This window comes from Amycolatopsis sp. w19 (assembly GCF_051373225.1).
In the GTDB taxonomy this organism is placed as follows: domain Bacteria; phylum Actinomycetota; class Actinomycetes; order Mycobacteriales; family Pseudonocardiaceae; genus Amycolatopsis; species Amycolatopsis japonica.
The window spans coordinates 130986-148844 of the sequence record NZ_JBPQFM010000015.1 but is presented as its reverse complement, the minus strand read 5'-3'; the positions used below and the strand labels follow the sequence as shown (position 1 = coordinate 148844).

The window sequence follows — 17859 nt, the reverse complement described above, 5'->3', positions numbered from 1 at the left end:
TGCCGACGTGTTTCACAGGTGTTAAAGTCTCGCTAACGAACGGGCCATCGTCGTCCCGTGCGCATCCCCCGGCCGGCCCCGCCCGGCCGCTGAGCACAGACGACGAAGGAGGTCCCTTCATGATCTTCTCCGCCATTCCTGGCAAACAGGGTCTCTACGATCCCGAATCCGAACAGGACTCCTGCGGTGTGGCCATGGTGGCCGACGTTCGCGGGCGGCGCTCGCACGGCATCGTCACCGACGGCCTGTCCGCGCTGACGAACCTCGACCACCGCGGGGCCGCCGGAGCGGAGCCGACCAGTGGCGACGGCGCGGGCATCCTGCTGCAGCTCCCGGACGAGCTGCTGCGGGCGGAAGTGGACTTCCCCCTGCCCGCGGCGGACGCCGACGGTCACCAGACCTACGCGACCGGGATCGGTTTCCTGCCCTCGGACGTCGAGGAGCGGAACAAGGCCATCGCCCTGATCGAGCGGATCGCCACGGAAGAGGGCCTCGACGTCCTCGGCTGGCGTGAGGTACCGGTCGACGCCGATCGCGCCGACATCGGCCCGACGGCGCGTTCGGTCATGCCGCATTTCGCGATGCTGTTCGTCGCGGGCGCCGAGTCCGACGGGCGATGTCCCGCCGGGCTCGAACTGGACCGGCTGGCCTTCTGCCTCCGCAAGCGCGTCGAGAACGAGAGCGTGACCGCGGGCTGCGGCACCTACTTCCCGTCGCTGTCCTCGCGGACCATCGTCTACAAGGGAATGCTGACCCCCGAGCAGCTCCCGCTCTTCTTCGCCGACCTGACCGACACCCGGCTCACCAGCGCCATCGCGCTCGTGCACTCCCGGTTCTCCACCAACACCTTCCCGTCGTGGCCGCTGGCGCATCCGTTCCGGTTCGTCGCGCACAACGGCGAGATCAACACCATCCGGGGCAACCGCAACCGCATGCGCGCCCGTGAGGCGCTGCTCGAATCGGACCTCATCCCCGGCGATCTCACCCGCCTGTACCCGATCTGCTCGGCCGACGCGTCGGACTCCGCCTCCTTCGACGAGGTGCTGGAGCTGCTGCACCTCGGCGGGCGGTCGCTGCCGCACGCGGTGCTGATGATGATCCCCGAAGCGTGGGAGAACCACGCCGGGATGAACGCACAACGTCGTGCGTTCTACCAGTTCCACGCCAGCCTCATGGAGCCGTGGGACGGCCCGGCCTGTGTCACCTTCACCGACGGCACGCTCGTCGGCGCGGTGCTGGACCGCAACGGCCTGCGGCCCGCCCGATGGTGGCGCACCGCGGACGACCGTGTGGTGCTCGCCAGTGAGGCGGGCGTCCTCGACGTCGCCCCCGCGGACGTCGTGGCCAAGGGCCGCCTCAAGCCCGGCCGCATGTTCCTGGTGGACACCGAGGCGGGCCGGATCGTCGACGACGAAGAGGTCAAGTCGGCGCTGGCCAAGGAACTCCCGTACGAGGGCTGGCTGCACGCCGGTCTCCTGCAGATCGCCGACCTGCCGGACCGCGACCACATCGTGCAGAGCCACGATTCCGTGCTGCGGCGCCAGCTTTCCTTCGGCTACACCGAAGAAGAGCTGAAGATCCTCCTCGCGCCGATGGCGGTCAAGGCGGCCGAGCCGATCGGTTCGATGGGCTCCGACACCCCGCCCGCCGTGCTGTCACAGCGTTCGCGGCTGCTCTACGACTACTTCAAGCAGAACTTCGCGCAGGTCACCAACCCGCCGCTGGACGCGATCCGCGAAGAGCTCGTCACCTCGATGAGCCGGATCATGGGTCCCGAGCGCAACCTGCTCGCCCCCGGCCCGGCCTCCTGCCGCCACGTGCAGCTGCCGTATCCGGTGATCGACAACGACGAACTCGCCAAGCTGATTCACATCAACGACGACGGCGACCTTCCCGGCTTCGCGTGCAGTGTCCTTTCCGGACTGTACGAAGTGGACGGTGGCGCCGACGCGCTGGCGTCCGCGATCGAGCGGGTCCGGCGCGAGGCCTCCGAGGCGATCGCGGCGGGCGCGCGCACGCTCGTGCTGTCCGATCGCGACTCCGACCACCGCATGGCGCCGATCCCGTCGCTGCTGCTGGTGTCCGCGGTGCACCACCACCTGGTGCGCACCAAGGAGCGGCTCCGTGTCGCGCTGGTCGTCGAGACCGGTGACGCCCGCGAGGTCCACCACATCGCGCTGCTGCTCGGCTACGGCGCCGCGGCGGTGAACCCGTACCTGGCCTTCGAGACCATCGAGGACATGATCTCGACCGGTGCGGTCACCGGGATCGAGCCCGCCAAGGCGATCCGCAACTACGTCAAGGCGCTCGTGAAGGGCGTCCTGAAGATCATGTCGAAGATGGGTATCTCGACCGTCGGCGCGTACACCGCGGCGCAGGTCTTCGAATCCTTCGGCCTGGCCCAGGACCTGCTCGACGAGTACTTCACCGGGACGTCGTCGAAGCTCGGCGGGGTCGGGCTGACCGTGCTCGCCGAAGAGGTCGCCACGCGTCACCGCCGGGCGTACCCGGACAACCCGACCGATCGTGTCCACCGTGGACTCGAGACCGGCGGCGAGTACGCGTACCGCCGCGAGGGCGAGCTGCACCTGTTCACCCCCGAGACCGTCTTCCTGTTGCAGCACGCGACGAAGACCGGCCGGGAAGAGGTGTACAAGAAGTACTCCGACGAGGTGCACCGCCTGTACCGCCAGGGTGGCGCGCTGCGCGGGCTGTTCGCCTTCCGCGAGGGCGTTCGCGAGCCCGTCCCGCTGGACGAGGTCGAGCCCGTCGAGGCGATCTTCAAGCGCTTCAACACCGGCGCGATGTCCTACGGTTCGATTTCGGCCGAGGCGCACGAAACGCTCGCCATCGCGATGAACCGCATCGGCGGCCGGTCGAACACCGGTGAGGGCGGCGAGGATCCCGAGCGCCTGTACGACCCGGCGCGGCGCAGCGCGATCAAGCAGGTCGCGAGCGGCCGCTTCGGTGTCACGAGCGAATACCTCGTCAACGCCGACGACATCCAGATCAAGATGGCGCAGGGCGCGAAGCCGGGCGAGGGCGGGCAGCTGCCGCCCAACAAGGTGTACCCGTGGATCGCGCGCACACGGCACTCGACGCCGGGCGTCGGGCTCATCTCGCCGCCGCCGCACCACGACATCTACTCGATCGAGGATCTCGCCCAGCTGATCCACGACCTCAAGAACGCCAACGAGAACGCCCGCATCCACGTGAAGCTGGTGTCCTCGCTCGGCGTCGGCACGGTCGCGGCCGGGGTGTCCAAGGCGCACGCCGACGTCGTGCTGATCTCCGGCCACGACGGCGGCACCGGCGCCTCCCCGATGAACTCGCTGAAGCACGCGGGCACCCCGTGGGAGATCGGCCTCGCCGAGACCCAGCAGACGTTGCTGCTCAACGGTTTGCGCGACCGGATCACCGTGCAGGTCGACGGCGCGATGAAGACCGGCAAGGACGTCGTCATCGCCGCGCTGCTCGGCGCGGAGGAGTACGGCTTCGCGACGGCGCCGCTGATCGTCGAAGGCTGCGTCATGATGCGCGTCTGCCACCTCGACACCTGCCCGGTCGGCGTCGCGACCCAGAGCCCGGATCTGCGCAAGCGGTACACCGGCCAGGCCGACCACGTCGTGAACTACTTCCGGTTCGTCGCCGAAGAGGTCCGGGAAACGTTGGCGGCACTCGGTTTCCGCACCCTCGACGAAGCCATCGGGCACGCCGAGGTGCTGAACACCGACGAGGCGATCGAGCACTGGAAGGCCTCCGGTCTCGACCTGGCGCCGATCTTCGAGATGCCCGCTGAGACCCCGTACGGCGGGGCGAAGCGGCGCACGCGGGCGCAGGACCACGGCCTGGAGCACGCCCTCGACCGGACGCTGATCCAGCTCGCCGAGGCGGCGCTGGAGGACGCGCATCCGGTGCGGCTGGAACTGCCGGTGCGGAACGTGAACCGGACCGTCGGCACGCTGCTCGGTTCCGAGATCACCCGTCGCTACGGCGGTGAGGGCCTGCCCGAGGACACGATCCACGTGCTGCTGACCGGTTCCGCCGGGCAGTCGCTCGGGGCGTTCCTTCCACGCGGCATCACGCTCGACATGGTCGGCGACGCGAACGACTACGTCGGCAAGGGGCTTTCGGGCGGGCGGATCATCGTACGCCCGCATCCGGACGCGAAGTTCGCCGCGGAAGGCCAGACCATCGCAGGGAACACGCTGGCCTACGGCGCCACCGGCGGCGAGATGTTCCTGCGCGGCCAGGTCGGCGAACGGTTCTGCGTGCGCAACTCCGGTGCGGTGGTCGTCGCCGAGGGCGTCGGCGACCACGCCTTCGAGTACATGACCGGCGGACAGGCCGTGGTGCTCGGCCCGACCGGGCGCAACCTCGCGGCGGGGATGTCCGGTGGCGAGGCGTACGTGCTCGACCTCGACCGCGGCAAGGTCAACGAGGAGATGGTGAATCTCCAGACGCCGTCGTCCGAGGACCTCGCCTGGCTCAAGAAGACCGTGCAGAAGCACTACGACCTCACACGTTCGGCCGTGGCCGCGTCGCTGCTCGGCGACTGGCCACGTCGCTCGGCGGCGTTCACCAAGGTGATGCCCCGCGACTACCAGCGTGTCCTTGACGCGGCGAAGGCGGCGCGTGCCGCGGGCCGCGACGTCGACGAAGCGATCATGGAGGCCGCTCGTGGCTGATCCGACGGGTTTCCTGAAGTACGAACGTGAAGAGCCGAAGAAGAAGTCCAAAGAGGACCGTCTCGCCACCTGGGGAGAGGTCTACGCCGACGTGGAACCCGGCGAGCGCAACGAACAGGTGCGCAAGCAGGCTTCGCGATGCATGGACTGCGGCATCCCGTTCTGTCACTCCGGTGGTTCCGGCTGCCCGCTGGGCAACCTGATCCCGGAGTGGAACGACCTGGTGCGCCGCGGCGACTGGGCCGCGGCGAGCGACCGGCTGCACGCGACCAACAACTTCCCCGAATTCACCGGGAAGCTGTGCCCCGCGCCGTGCGAGGCGGGCTGCGTGCTGTCGATCTCGCCGCTGTCCGGCGGTCCGGTGTCGATCAAGCGGGTCGAGCAGACGATCGCCGACCAGTCCTGGGAAGCGGGCTACGTGCAGCCGCAGGTCTCGGCGGTTTCGTCGGGACAGCGGGTCGCGGTCGTCGGCTCCGGCCCGGCCGGGCTCGCCGCCGCGCAGCAGCTGACCCGCGCCGGCCACGAGGTGACCGTCTTCGAGCGGGACGACCGGCTCGGCGGCCTGCTGCGGTACGGCATCCCCGAGTTCAAGATGGAGAAGAAGGTCCTCGACCGGCGGCTCGCGCAGCTTCGCAAGGAGGGCACGAAGTTCGTCACCGGCTGCGAGGTCGGCGTCGACCTGACCGTCGAGGAACTGCGGGCGGAGTACGACGCGGTGGTCCTCGCCGTGGGCGCGCTGCGCGGCCGCGACGACAAGACCACACCCGGGCGCGAACTCGCCGGGATCCACCTGGCGATGGAACATCTGGTCCCGGCCAACAAGTACGTCGAGGGCGACGGCCCGTCGCCGGTCGACGCGGCGGGCAAGCACGTCGTCATCATCGGCGGCGGGGACACCGGGGCCGATTCCTACGGCACCGCGACCCGGCAGGGCGCGCTTTCGGTGACCCAGCTGGACCAGTACCCGACGCCACCGTCCACAAGGGACGACGAACGCTCGCCGTGGCCGACCTGGCCGTACATCCTGCGCACCTACCCGGCGCACGAGGAGGCGGGCGAGCGCAAGTTCGCCGTCGCGGTCACCCGGTTCATCGGTGACGACGAGGGCAACGTGCGCGCCGTGGAGCTCCGTCAGGTCCGCGTGGTCAAGGACCCCGAGACCGGCAAGCGCATGGTGACCCCGGTCAACGACGAGGTCGAGGAACTGCCCGCCGACCTCGTGCTGCTCGCGATCGGGTTCGAGGGTGTCGAGCACATGCCGCTGCTGGACGGGCTCGGTCTCTCGCTGACCCGACGCGGCACGCTCTCGTGCGGCGCGGACTGGCAGACCTCCTCGCCCGGCGTGTTCGTCTGCGGCGACGCGCACCGCGGTGCCTCGCTGGTGGTGTGGGCGATCGCCGAGGGACGTTCGGTGGCGAGCGCCGTCGACGCGTACCTCACCGGCGCTTCGGACCTGCCCGCTCCGGTGCACCCGACGGCTTTGCCGCTCGCGGTGGTCTGAGCCCGGTGCGCGCCGACAGCGTGGTCGGCGCGTTCCTTCCTGCCCAAGGTGGAGGGCGGGGATCAACCTCCGGGCCGACGCGGTCGGGCGGCCGGTCACGCCACGCTTTCCGCATGAGAAAAACGTTGGCGATACTGGCTTTCCTGCCACTGGCGGTAGCCGTCCCGGCGACCGCCGATGCGGCTCCGGCACTACGGTGGACGTCTCCCTGCCCGGACTACGGCATGACACCCTCACCGACCGAGGGCCTCGAATGCGCGAAACTCCAGGTGCCGCTGGACTACGCCGATCCCGGCGGCCGGACCATCGAACTCACCGTTTCCCGTAAGGCGAGTAAATCGCCGAAGCGGCGAGGCGTGCTGCTCATGAACCCCGGCGGCCCGGGGAGCCCAGGCCTGGCGATGCCCGCGCAACTCGCGCAGCGACAGGGACAGTCCGACCTGCTCGACAGCTACGACGTCATCGGTTTCGACCCGCGCGGGACGGTCTACAGCACCCCGGTGACCTGTGACCTGAGCGAGGAACAGCAGTTCATCCTCGTCGGCCCGTACGCGGAGGGCCCGCGCGACGTCGCCGAGAAGGCGGCGAAGTCCCGCGTCGTGGCGAAGCAATGCGCCGAGTCGAAGACCGCGGACCTCCTGCCACATATGACCACCGCCAACACCGCGCGCGATATGGACCGGATCCGCGCGGCGTTGGGGGAGCGGAAGATCTCGTACTACGGCGTTTCGTACGGGAGTTACCTGGGCGCGGCGTATTCGTCACTGTTCCCGGCGCGCACGGACCGGATCGTGCTGGACAGCCTGCTCGGCCCCGACGGGCTCGACGTCCGGGCACATCAGCGTTTCGCGGACGGCTTCGACGACCGCTTCGGCGACTTCACGGCGTGGGCGGCGGCGCGCGACGACGTCTACCACCTCGGGCGGACACAGGCCGAGGTGACGGCGAAGTTCCTCGAGCTGGCCGAAAAGCGCCCGGGAATTCGAATCGACACCTGGGGCGCGCTGTACGACGACGCGAACTTCCCCGGTCTCGCCGAGCGGTGGGCCGCTCCGGCAGCGAAGGCGCAGGGCGGACCGCTCGACACCGACAATCACGCCGCGCTCCAGCTGCAGGTGCTCTGCAACGACTCCGACTGGCCGGAAAGCGTTCGCTACTACCGAAAAGCGGTCGAACGCGCCCGCGTGACGCAGCCGATGTTCGGCCCCGCGGCCGCGAACATCACGCCCTGCGCGTTCTGGCCCGTCGAGCGCCGCGAACCGCCGGTGCGGATCCACGACCGCGGACCGTCGAACATCCTGCTGGTGCAGAACCTCCGCGACCCGGCGACGCCGTTGTCCGGTGCGCGGGAGCTGCGTTCGGCGTTGGGCGGACGGGCGAAGTTCGTCACCGTGGACGCCGGCGGGCACGGCGTCTTCACCAAGGAGAACGCCTGCGGCAACGACTTCGTGGTCCGGTACCTGCGGGACGGCGTCCTCCCGGCGGCCGACGCGCACTGCCGCTAGACCGAACGGCCCATACGCCACCCCGGATGCGGCCGAACGGCCGCTTGTACCCCTGGTAGCAGGCCAAATACTTTCGAAATGTCGTGCAAGTCATACGGCAATTCACCGGTGGCGAAAGGTGGTACGCCATGAAGAGGACGGCTTCCCGGACGGGGATACTGGCGGCGCTCGTGGGGCTGGCGGTGACGGCGCTGACGGCCGTCGCGAATCCCGCCCACGCCGGGCCGGTCCAGCATCGGACGGTCACCGACGCGCAAGCGGTCGCGGCCTACTGGACCCCGGAGCGGATGCGGTCGGCGGTGCCGATCGAACAGCTGGTCCAGGCGCCCGCCTTCACGCCGAAGGATGTCGCGAAGGGCACGAGCACGATCATCCAGAGCATCCCCAACGGCGGGGGCGCCTGGACCGGCGCGGGCAAGGTCGTGCAGACCGCGGGCCGGGTGTTCTTCACCATGGGCGGGCGGAACGCGTCGTGCTCCGGTGACGCGGTCACCAGCACGAACGGCAGCGTCGTGATCACCGCCGGGCACTGCGTGAAGTACCAGGGCGCCTGGCACACCAACTGGACCTTCGCTCCCGGCTACAACAACGGCAACACTCCCTACGGCACGTGGGCCGCGAAGAGCACGCTGACCACTCCGCAGTGGGAAGCGAGCGAGGACATGAACTACGACATCGGCGCGGCCGTGGTGAACCCGCTCAACGGGCAGAAGCTGACCGACGTCGTCGGCGCGCAGGGGATCGCGTTCAACCAGGCGCGCAACCAGTCGATGTACACGTTCGGGTACCCAGCGGCGGCGCCGTACGACGGCACGAAGCTGATCTACTGCAGCGGGAGCACGTTCACCGACTTCCTGCTCACCAAGGACCACGGGATGAACTGCAACATGACCGGTGGTTCGAGCGGCGGCCCGTGGTTCCTCAACTTCAGCGAGGCGACCGGTGCGGGCGTCCAGGCCTCGGTGAACAGCTTCGGCTACAACTTCCTGCCCGGCTACATGTTCGGCCCGTACTTCGGCACGGACGCGCAGAACCTCTACAACAAGGCGCAGGCCGCCTGATCCCTTCCGCCGCCCGTCCACGTTTTGGGACTTTCGTCCCGGTGGGCGGGCGGCTTTCGGCGCGGCATATCCTGGTGCCTGTGAACTGGACAGTGGACGTTCCCGTCGACACGCTCCCCGAACTGCCACCCCTGCCGCCCGAGCTGCGTGACCGGCTCGACGACGCGCTTTCCCGGCCCGCCGCGCAGCAGCCCGAGTGGCCGGACGCCGAGCTGACGAAGCGCGTACGCGGCGTGCTGGAGAGCGTGCCGCCGATCACCGTCCCCGCCGAGATCGACCGCCTTTCGGACCGGCTCGCGATGGTCGCCCGCGGCGAGGCGTTCCTGCTGCAGGGCGGCGACTGCGCGGAGACGTTCGAATCGAACACCGAGCCGCACATCCGCGCCAACCTGCGCACCCTGCTGCAGATGGCCGTCGTCCTCACCTACGGCGCGAGCCTGCCGGTGGTGAAGGTCGGCCGGATCGCGGGCCAGTACGCGAAGCCGCGTTCGGCGTCCACCGACGCGCTCGGCCTGCCGGTGTACCGCGGCGACATCATCAACTCGCTCGTCGCCAAGCCCGAACTGCGCGTGCCCGACCCCGGCCGGATGATCCGCGCCTACGCGAACGCGGGCGCCGCGATGAACCTGGTCCGCGCCCTCACCGGCGCCGGCATGGCGGATCTGCACCAGGTGCACGACTGGAACAAGGACTTCGTGAAGTCCTCGCCCGCCAGCGAGCGCTACGAGGCGCTGGCCGCGGAAATCGACCGCGGCCTGCGGTTCATGTCGGCCTGCGGCGTCACCGACAGCTCGCTCCAGTCCACCGAGATCTTCGCCAGCCACGAGGCGCTGCTGCTGGACTACGAGCGCTCCATGCTGCGGATGGACCGCGCGGACGCGGCGAACCCCAAGCTGTACAACCTGTCCTCGCACTTCCTCTGGGTCGGCGAGCGGACGCGGCAGCTCGACGGCGCGCACATCGCCTTCGCCGAGCTGCTGGCCAACCCGATCGGTCTCAAGATCGGCCCGACGACCACGCCCGAGCAGGCCGTCGAGTACGTCCGGCGGCTCGACCCGCGCAACGAGCCCGGCCGCCTGACGCTGATCGCCCGCATGGGCAACGGCAAGGTGCGCGAGGTGCTGCCCGCGATCGTCGAGAAGGTCGAGGCGTCCGGGCACAAGGTCATCTGGCAGTGCGACCCGATGCACGGCAACACGCACGAGGCTTCGACCGGCTACAAGACCCGGCACTTCGACCGGATCGTGGACGAGGTGCAGGGCTTCTTCGAGGTGCACCGCAAACTCGGCACCTACCCCGGCGGCATCCACGTCGAGCTGACCGGCGAGGACGTCACCGAATGCCTCGGCGGCGCGCAGGAGATCTCGGATCTGGACCTTTCGGGCCGGTACGAGACCGCGTGCGACCCGCGGCTGAACACGCAGCAGTCGCTGGAGCTGGCGTTCCTGGTCGCGGAGATGCTGCGCGGCTGACCTGCCCCCTTACGCGCGCCATGAAAGGTCCTTTCCTTGCAAAATTTGCAAGGAAAGGACCTTTCATGGCATTCGCTAAACGGTGTCCAGCAGGCGCGAAGCGGACTTGAGCACCCCGTCCCGCAGCGAACCCACGTCCGAGACCGCCGCCCCGTTCGCCTGCAGTCCGATGTGGACCGAGTCGCGGTAGGTCGCCACCGCGATCCCGAGCGCCTGCCGCGGTGCCAGGGGCACGAACGGGTACACGCCCGACACCTGCGTCCCGTCCAGGGTGAGCCGGTTGGGCGGCACCGGCACCGTGGTCACCACGAGGTCGAACAGCAGCGGCGCGGCCAGCCCGGCGGCCTTCGAACCGAGCCGGTGCAGCATCGGCGGCATCCGGTCGGCGAGCAGCGGGAAGGCGCCCGCGCCTCGCGCAGGTCCCGCGGCCTTGTTCCGGCTCATCTCGCGCTGGACGGCCAGCAGCCGCTCGACCGGATCGTCGAGGCCGACCGGCAGCTCGCAGAGGTACCCGGACAGCTTGTTCCCGCCGAGCTGCTCGGCGGACCGCCCGCGCACGCTGACCGGGATCAGCGCCCGCAGCGTCCGGTCGTCGGCGCGCTGGCCGCGGTTGATCATCCATTCGCGCAGCGCGCCGCTGAGGATCGCCAGCACGACGTCGTTCGCGGTCCCGCCGTGGGCCCGGCGGATCCGCCGGATCTCGGCGGTGTCCAGCCGGACGAGGCCGAGCCGTCGTTCGGTCGACGGCGGCGCGCTGATGGGGGACAGCGGTGAACGCGTCGCGCGCACCACCGACGACGCGATCCCGGCCTGGGTCAGCGTCGAGCCGACGGCTTCCTTCACAGCGTCCACAGGGGACCGCGGCGGAGGCGGCGCGGCACCGCTGTGCGGACGCCTCGGCGCACGCGGGAGTTCGTCGAGCAGGCCGACGGCGACGGCGTACGCGCCCGCTCCGTCGGTCAGCGCGTGGTGCAGTTTCAGCAGCAACGCGAACTCGCCGTCCGGCAGGCCGGTGACGAGATGCAAGTCCCACAACGGTTTTCCGGTGTCGAGCGGCCGTCCCATCCATCGTGACGCGTAGGCGGAGAGCGGGTCCGGTTCGTACAGGGAACTCAGGTGGTGATGTGAAATATGTTCACTGGCAACGAAATCCGGGTCGTCGGCCCAGATCGCGGCGCCGGGCGGGAACAGCGCGGTGCGGGGGCGCTGACGCAGTTTGGGGAGGCGTGCCGCCCGCTCGGCGAGCAGCGTGGTCAGCTCGCGCGCGTGCACCTGCCCGTGCGGGCGGAAGGTGACCACCGCCCCCATGTGCATGGGCGTCGTTTCGCTTTCCAGGCAAAGGAAAGCGACATCGAGTGCGCTCAGCTGCAGGCCTGACATCAGTGACCTTTCTCCGGGAACCGGCGGGCGATGGGCACAACTGCACCAGCCTGACATGACGGGCGGGTGGTCGTCATGTTTCCTGGGCGCTAACTACCGTGGGGTTCACTCGAACGATGGGATCACGTTCGGACACGGACCACCGCTCTGCGACAGATGGTGGACAGTGCCTCCCCGGGTAACTCGTTAGCGGATCATCCGAGGAAACCGGCAGACTGCACGACCATGACCGACGAACCGAAGCGCCCCGAACCGCCCCTCACCGGCGACGAGCGCACCCAGCTGAACGGCTTCCTCGACTTCCTTCGCGCCACCGTCGTGTGGAAGTGCTCCGGCCTCACCGACGAGCAGGCCCGGCGGCCGCTCGTCCCCAGCGAACTGACCACCGTCGCCGGTCTGCTCGGGCATCTGACCCTCGTCGAGCAGTACTGGTTCAACGTGGTGCTCGGCGGGCAGGAGGACGTCTGGAAGGAGGCGCTGGAGGCCGATCCGGACGCCGAGTTCCGGGTCGCCATGCAGACCCCGATCGAGCAGCTGATAGCCGCCTACGAGGCCGAGTGCGAGCGCAGCCGCAAGATCGTCGAAGCGATGGGGCTGGACGACGAGGTCCCCTTCCGCGGCGATCGCAAGGTCAACGTCCGGTTCGTGGTCGCGCACATGATCGAGGAGACCGGCAGGCACGCCGGCCACCTCGACCTGTTGCGCGAGCTGACGGACGGTCTCACCGGGGAGTGACGCGGCGAGGGGGCAGCGGGAAGAACCCGCTGGTCCGCTCGACGTACGTCGCGTATCCCGGCCGCGAACGCCGCAAACCCTTCTCCAGCAGAGGTTTTCCGGTCCCCTTGGCCAGCGTGTACGTCATCGCGATCGGCGACAGCACGGTCGCCGCCCCCACCCAGCTCGAACACGCCAGCAGGTACAGGCCCCACCACACGCACGCGTCCCCGAAGTAGTTGGGATGCCGGGTGTAGCGCCACAGACCGCTGTCGAGCACCTTCCCCTTGTTGCCCGGGTCGGCCTTGAAACGGCGCAACTGCTCGTCGCCGACCGTCTCGAACCCGAAGCCCACCAGCCACACCGCGACGCCCAGCCACGCCGTCACCCCGAAGGTGTCGCCGTACATCGCGAACTGGACCGGCAGCGAGACGAACCAGAGCACCACGGCCTGCACCAGGTACACGCGGACGAACAGCTTGAGCGCCGGATTCGGGCCGGCGCTCTCGGCCATCCGCACATAGCGCGGGTCCTCGGGCAACTTGTGGTTGCGCAGGTGGAGGTGGACGCCGAGGCGTACGCCCCAGATCGCGGTCAGCAGCGCGGTGACCACGCGCAGCGCGACCGACCCGTCCCCGAGCGGGGCCCCCACCAGCGCGACGAGCGCGAAGCCCGGTCCCCACAGCGTGTCGACGGTGTCGTACCGCTTCCGCCATCGCGCGATGCCGAAGGTGACGACGAAGGCCAGCAGCGTCGCGCCCGCCGTGACCGCGAGGGTCCCGCCGAGGGGCATCAGGACCACTCCCGGGTGGCGGGCAGCGCGCTCAAACCCTCTTCCGACGAACGGACCGCGAGGATCTGGTCGACGCCCATCCGGTTCTCCTCGAACGCGAGCGCCCCGCCGACCAGGTACAGCCGCCAGACCCGCGCGCCGGATTCCCCGATCAGCGCGACGACGTCGTCCCAGTTGCTTTCGAGCGTCTTCTCCCAGGCCCGGACCGTGCGCACGTAGTGCTCTCGCAGCGCGTGGACGTCGCGGATCTCGAACCCGGCGGTCTCCAGATGCCCGAGCGTGCGGCTCAGCGGCCGCATCGTCATGTCGGGGGCGATGTAGCGCTCGATGAACGCGCCGCCGCCGGGCGCCACCGCGCCGCGGGACATCTGCTGCAGGACCAGCCGTCCGGTGGGCTTGAGCATCCGGTACAGCGTCCGCGTGTACTCGGGGTAGTTCTCCTCGCCGACGTGCTCACCCATCTCGATGGTGGCGACGGCGTCGAAGGGTTCGTCACGCAGTTCGCGATAGTCCTGCCGCCGGACCTCGACGCGATCCTCCAGATCGTGCTGGACGAGGCGGCCGCGGACGTGCTGCAGCTGCTCCGCCGACAGAGTGATCCCGACAGCGGTCACGCCGTGATGTTTCGCCGCGTGCACCAGGAGCGAGCCCCAGCCGCAGCCGACGTCGAGCAGCCGCATCCCCGGGCGCAGGCCGAGCTTGCGGCAGATCAGTTCGAGCTTGTCCCACTGCGCCTGTTCGAGGTCGTAACCCTTCTCCTCGGACGTCCAGTACGCCGACGAGTAGGCCATCGATTCGTCCATCAACAGCTGGTAGAAGGCGTTGCTGAGGTCGTAATGGTGCGCGATCGCGGACTTGTCGCGGAGCAGGGTGTGCAGCTTCCCGGACAGCCGGGCCTCCTCGGCGGGCGGCTTGGGCGGCGGCCCGGCGACGCCGAGGCTCACCGCGAGACGCAAGGCCTCGGCCCAGTCGCGCGGGCCGAGCTTCGCGCCGCGCACGGCGCCCGAACGGGTCAGCGCCCAGATCCGGCGGAATCCGTCGGCGAGATCGCCCTCGACGTCGAGATCACCTGAGACGTATGCCCTGGCCAGGCCCAATTCGCCGGGGGCGTAGAGGAGACGGCGCAAGGCCCGGCGGTTGTGGAGTACCACGGTCGGGGCATCCGGCGGACCGGCGCGTACGCCATCCCAGGTACGCAAACCGACCGGAAGGGCACCACCGAGGAGCCGCTCGACGAACGGGGCTAGGCGGGACACGGGACTGTTCGGCATAGTCGTCATTCGCTCCCGGACCGGAAAGGGATGGGTCGGATGCCGAGCCGGTTCACGAGATCCAATCCTCGCCCGATCCGGCTCCGAATGCTTCACGTGCACACCAAGGGTCAACGCATCGGAGTCATCGGCAGCGGCGTGGCCGGCCTCACGGCCGCCTATCTGCTGCAACGCCGCTACGAGGTACTGCTGTTCGAAGCCGAGGACAGGCTGGGCGGGCACGCGCACACCCACGACGTCCCGAGCGCGCACGGCGGCACCGTCGGCGTCGACTCCGGATTCATCGTGCACAACGAGCGTACCTATCCGAACCTGCTCCGCCTGTTCGCCGAACTGGGCGTCGCCACCCGCGACACCGAGATGTCGATGAGCATCCGCTGCGACGGCTGCGGGCTCCAGTACGCCGGCGCGAAGGGCCTGAAGGGCCTGTTCGCGCAGCCGCGCAACGTCGCACGGGGCCGCTACCTGTGGATGCTCGCCGACGTCAAGCGCTTCCACCGGCACGCGAGGCGCGTCCTCGAAGCGCCCGAGGCCGGAGACGTCACCCTCGGCGCCTTCCTCGCGATCGGCGGGTACACGAAGTACTTCGTCGACCACTTCATGCTCCCGGTCGTTTCGACCGTCTGGTCCGCCGACCGGACCGACACGCTCAAGTACCCCGCGCGCTACCTGTTCGAGTTCCTCCGCAACCACGGGATGCTGTCGGTCGGCGGGTCCCCGAAGTGGCGCACCGTCGTCGGCGGCTCTCGCGAGTACGTCGAGCGGGCGGCCAAACAGCTGACCGCGGTGCATCTGTCGACTCCGGTCCGTTCGGTCAAGCGCACCGCGCGCGGCATCGAGGTCCGCGACGACGCCGACACACGGCACCGGCTCGACAAGGTCGTCGTGGCCACGCACGCGGACCAGGCGCTGAAGCTGCTCTCGTCGCCGACCGCGGCCGAGCAAGACCTCCTCGGGACCTTCCGGTACTCCAGCAACGAGGCGTGCCTGCACACCGACACCGGCGTGCTCCCGACGGCGGAATCGGCGCGGGCGGGCTGGAACTACGCGACGCCGTTCTGCGGCGCCCACCACGGCGCGGTCCAGGTGTCCTACGACATGAACCGCCTGATGCGGCTCGACGAGCCGACCGGCTACGTCGTCACGCTCAACCCGGGCACCGGCCCGGCCGACGGGTCGGTGCTCGCCAAGATGACCTACGAACATCCCGTCTACACGCCGGAATCCGTGGCCGCCCAGCGCCGTCTGCCCGAGCTGAACGACGGCACGGTCGCCTTCGCCGGCGCGTACCACGGCTGGGGGTTCCACGAGGACGGCTGCGCGTCCGGTGTCCGCGCGGCCGAGAACTTCGGGGTGCGATGGTGACCGTCATGGCCGTGCTCTACGACTCCACGGTGGCGCATGTCCGGCGCATCGAGCCGCCGATCTCGTTCGCCCACCGGATCTACCTGTGGTTCGTCGACCTCGATGTGCCGCCGAAGCTGCCGTGGTGGCTTCGCCCCTTCGCCCGCTTCGACTCACGAGACCACTTCGCGCCCGAGGACACCTCCAGCATCCGGTCCAAATTGGACCGCTGGCTCGCGGCGCGCGGCGTCGACCTCCGCGGCGGCCGGGTGCTGATGCTGGCAGGCGCGCGGATGCTCGGCCACAACTTCAACCCGATCACCCTGTACTGGTGCCACCGGCCCGACGGCGTACTCGAATGCGTCGTCGCCGAGGTGCACAACACCTACGGGGGCAGGCACGCGTACCTCCTTCGCCCCGACGAGGACGGGAACGCCTTCGCGGACAAGGAGTTCTACGTCTCGCCGTTCCAGTCGATGGACGGCGAGTACCGGATGGCGGTACCCCGGCCGGAGTCGCTGCTTTCGGTCAAGATCGCCCTGCATCAGGACGGGAAGACGCCGTTGACCGCGTCGCTGCGCGGTGTGCGGCGCCCGGCCACCGCCAGGTGGCTGGCGCACATGCTGATCACCCGTCCGCTCATGCCGCACCGGGTCTCCGCGCTGATCCGGCGGCACGGGGTCAAACTGTGGTTGAAGAAGGCGCCGATGACACAGCGGACGCCCCAGACGGCCGGAGGCAGGCTTGATGGATGAATCGGCACGCCCGCGCCGGATGGCGCCTGTTCCCGGAAGCAGCGGTGAACCGGCAGGACCGACGGCCGAGGATCTGCTCGTCCGGGTCGCGAAGGGGGACGAGCGGGCCTTCGACGCCTTGTACGACCGGCTCGCCGGTCCGGTCCTCGGCCTCGTGCGGCGGATCCTCCGTGACGCCGCACAGTCCGAAGAGGTCACGCAGGAGGTCATGGTGGAGCTGTGGCGCACGGCCACGCGCTACTCCCCGGAGCGGGGGAGCGCGCTGAACTGGGCCATGACGCTCGCGCACCGCCGCGCCGTCGACCGCGTCCGCTCGGCACGCGCCAGTTCGGATCGCGAGGTCAAGGCGACCTTCGAGGCCGCCCGCGCCCGGCCTTTCGACGAGGTGGCCGAGGCCGTCGCGGCCCGCTGGGAGCGTTCGCAGGTACGCCGCTGCCTGACCACCCTCACCGAGCTGCAACGGGAATCCGTCCTGCTCGCCTACTACCAGGGCTATACCTATCGCGAGGTCTCAGAGGTGCTGCAGACCCCGCACGGAACCATCAAGACCCGGCTCCGGGACGGCCTGATCAGGCTCCGGGACTGTTTGGGGGTGACGGCATGACCATGCCCGAGATGCACACGCTCACCGGCGCGTACGCCGTCGACGCGCTGTCCGAAGTGGAGCGAGCGCAGTTCCAGCGCCACCTCGCCGAATGCGCCTCGTGCGCGCAAGAGGTCCTCGAACTGCAGATGACGGCGACCCGGCTCGGTGCCGCGCTGGCCGAAGACCCGCCGCCCGAACTCAAACGCCGCGTGCTCGCCGAGGCGATGGCGACCAGGCAGCAGCCGCCGAAGACGCGCTTCGGCGCGGGGGAGCGCGTCAAGGACCGGCGTCGCGCCCCGCGCTGGGCGATCGCCGCGGTGGCCGCGGCCGTCGTCGGGCTCGCGGGCACCGCCGTGTTCGGCGGGATCGCCTACGACAACCACTCGCAGCTGACGGCCGCGCGGGAGCGTGCGGCGCAGTACGCGGACCGGTACGCCCCGGTCGCCGACGTCCTTTCGGCCGCCGACCTCCGGACCGGGCACGCCGAGACCTCGGCGGGCGGCGGTGGCACCGTGATGATGTCGCGCGCGAAGGACCGGCTGGTGTTCATGGCGGCGCAGCTGCCGGCGAACGAACCGGGCCGGGTCTACCAGGCCTGGCTCATGTTCCCGGGTGCCGCACCCAAACCCGCCGGGCTCATTTCCGGTGGTCAGGACGGTGCGCTGCTGGTCGCCGACGGGCTCGGCGGGGCCGAGAAGTTCGCGCTCAGCGTCGAACAGGCCGGTGGATCACCGACCGGGTCGCCGTCGAAGGACGTCGTCATGGTCATGTCCATGCCCACCTGATGCC

The 17859-nt window shown here is 69.6% G+C and carries 13 protein-coding genes; 10 read left to right on the top strand and 3 right to left on the bottom strand.

All coding sequences use genetic code 11. The features are described from left to right. Positions 1–119 precede the first annotated feature (119 nt). From gltB to ACSMFO_RS26945, 5 genes are all read left to right on the top strand, one after another. Positions 120–4688, top strand: coding sequence for a glutamate synthase large subunit (gene gltB / locus ACSMFO_RS26965; RefSeq protein WP_436460955.1), 4569 nt, complete (start codon positions 120–122; stop codon positions 4686–4688). After that, complete coding sequence (locus tag ACSMFO_RS26960) at positions 4681–6189, top strand: glutamate synthase subunit beta (RefSeq protein WP_436460954.1); 1509 nt, start codon at positions 4681–4683, stop codon at positions 6187–6189. Before gltB ends, ACSMFO_RS26960 begins: the two co-directional genes overlap by 8 nt. Positions 6190–6302: 113 nt before the next feature. Further along, complete coding sequence (locus ACSMFO_RS26955) at positions 6303–7694, top strand: alpha/beta hydrolase (RefSeq protein WP_436460953.1); 1392 nt, start codon at positions 6303–6305, stop codon at positions 7692–7694. A gap of 128 nt (positions 7695–7822) precedes the next feature. Beyond that, on the top strand, positions 7823–8755 hold the full coding sequence (locus tag ACSMFO_RS26950; protein ID WP_436460952.1) for a trypsin-like serine peptidase: 933 nt from the start codon (positions 7823–7825) through the stop codon (positions 8753–8755). Between the two features lie 80 nt (positions 8756–8835). Further along, complete coding sequence (locus ACSMFO_RS26945) at positions 8836–10227, top strand: class II 3-deoxy-7-phosphoheptulonate synthase (protein ID WP_038522829.1); 1392 nt, start codon at positions 8836–8838, stop codon at positions 10225–10227. Positions 10228–10302: 75 nt separating this feature from the next. On the opposite strand, the gene ACSMFO_RS26940 is transcribed toward ACSMFO_RS26945, so the two are convergent. Then, complete coding sequence (locus ACSMFO_RS26940) at positions 10303–11607, bottom strand: wax ester/triacylglycerol synthase family O-acyltransferase (protein WP_436460951.1); 1305 nt, start codon at positions 11605–11607, stop codon at positions 10303–10305. Positions 11608–11832: 225 nt separating this feature from the next. On the opposite strand from ACSMFO_RS26940, the gene ACSMFO_RS26935 reads away from it, so the two are divergent. Continuing rightward, positions 11833–12342, top strand: coding sequence for a DinB family protein (locus ACSMFO_RS26935; protein ID WP_037344897.1), 510 nt, complete (start codon positions 11833–11835; stop codon positions 12340–12342). Here the strand turns inward: ACSMFO_RS26935 and ACSMFO_RS26930 are convergent. After that, entirely contained in the window at positions 12329–13114 is a 786-nt protein-coding gene (locus tag ACSMFO_RS26930; protein ID WP_436460950.1) for a DUF1295 domain-containing protein, read from the bottom strand. The two genes, ACSMFO_RS26935 and ACSMFO_RS26930, sit on opposite strands and share 14 nt — an antisense overlap. Then, positions 13114–14385: a class I SAM-dependent methyltransferase gene (locus ACSMFO_RS26925; protein ID WP_436460949.1), complete on the bottom strand. Its 1272-nt coding sequence runs from the start codon at positions 14383–14385 to the stop codon at positions 13114–13116. The genes ACSMFO_RS26930 and ACSMFO_RS26925 overlap by 1 nt, the downstream gene beginning before the upstream one ends. Before the next feature lie 87 nt (positions 14386–14472). On the opposite strand from ACSMFO_RS26925, the gene ACSMFO_RS26920 reads away from it, so the two are divergent. From ACSMFO_RS26920 to ACSMFO_RS26905, 4 genes are read left to right on the top strand one after another with little or no spacing between them, the layout of a single operon-like run. Beyond that, positions 14473–15750: an NAD(P)/FAD-dependent oxidoreductase gene (locus ACSMFO_RS26920; RefSeq protein WP_436460948.1), complete on the top strand. Its 1278-nt coding sequence runs from the start codon at positions 14473–14475 to the stop codon at positions 15748–15750. Beyond that, a complete protein-coding gene (locus ACSMFO_RS26915) occupies positions 15744–16484 on the top strand; it encodes a DUF1365 domain-containing protein (RefSeq protein ID WP_436460947.1) in 741 nt (246 codons plus the stop codon). The genes ACSMFO_RS26920 and ACSMFO_RS26915 overlap by 7 nt, the downstream gene beginning before the upstream one ends. Beyond that, positions 16477–17088 (top strand): ECF RNA polymerase sigma factor SigK, encoded by a 612-nt coding sequence (gene sigK, locus ACSMFO_RS26910; protein WP_350581610.1) that lies wholly within the window; start codon positions 16477–16479, stop codon positions 17086–17088. Before ACSMFO_RS26915 ends, sigK begins: the two co-directional genes overlap by 8 nt. Continuing rightward, positions 17085–17855 carry an anti-sigma factor gene (locus ACSMFO_RS26905; RefSeq protein ID WP_436460946.1) on the top strand — a complete coding sequence of 257 codons (771 nt, stop codon included), beginning with the start codon at positions 17085–17087 and terminating at the stop codon, positions 17853–17855. The genes sigK and ACSMFO_RS26905 overlap by 4 nt, the downstream gene beginning before the upstream one ends. Positions 17856–17859: the final 4 nt, after the last annotated feature.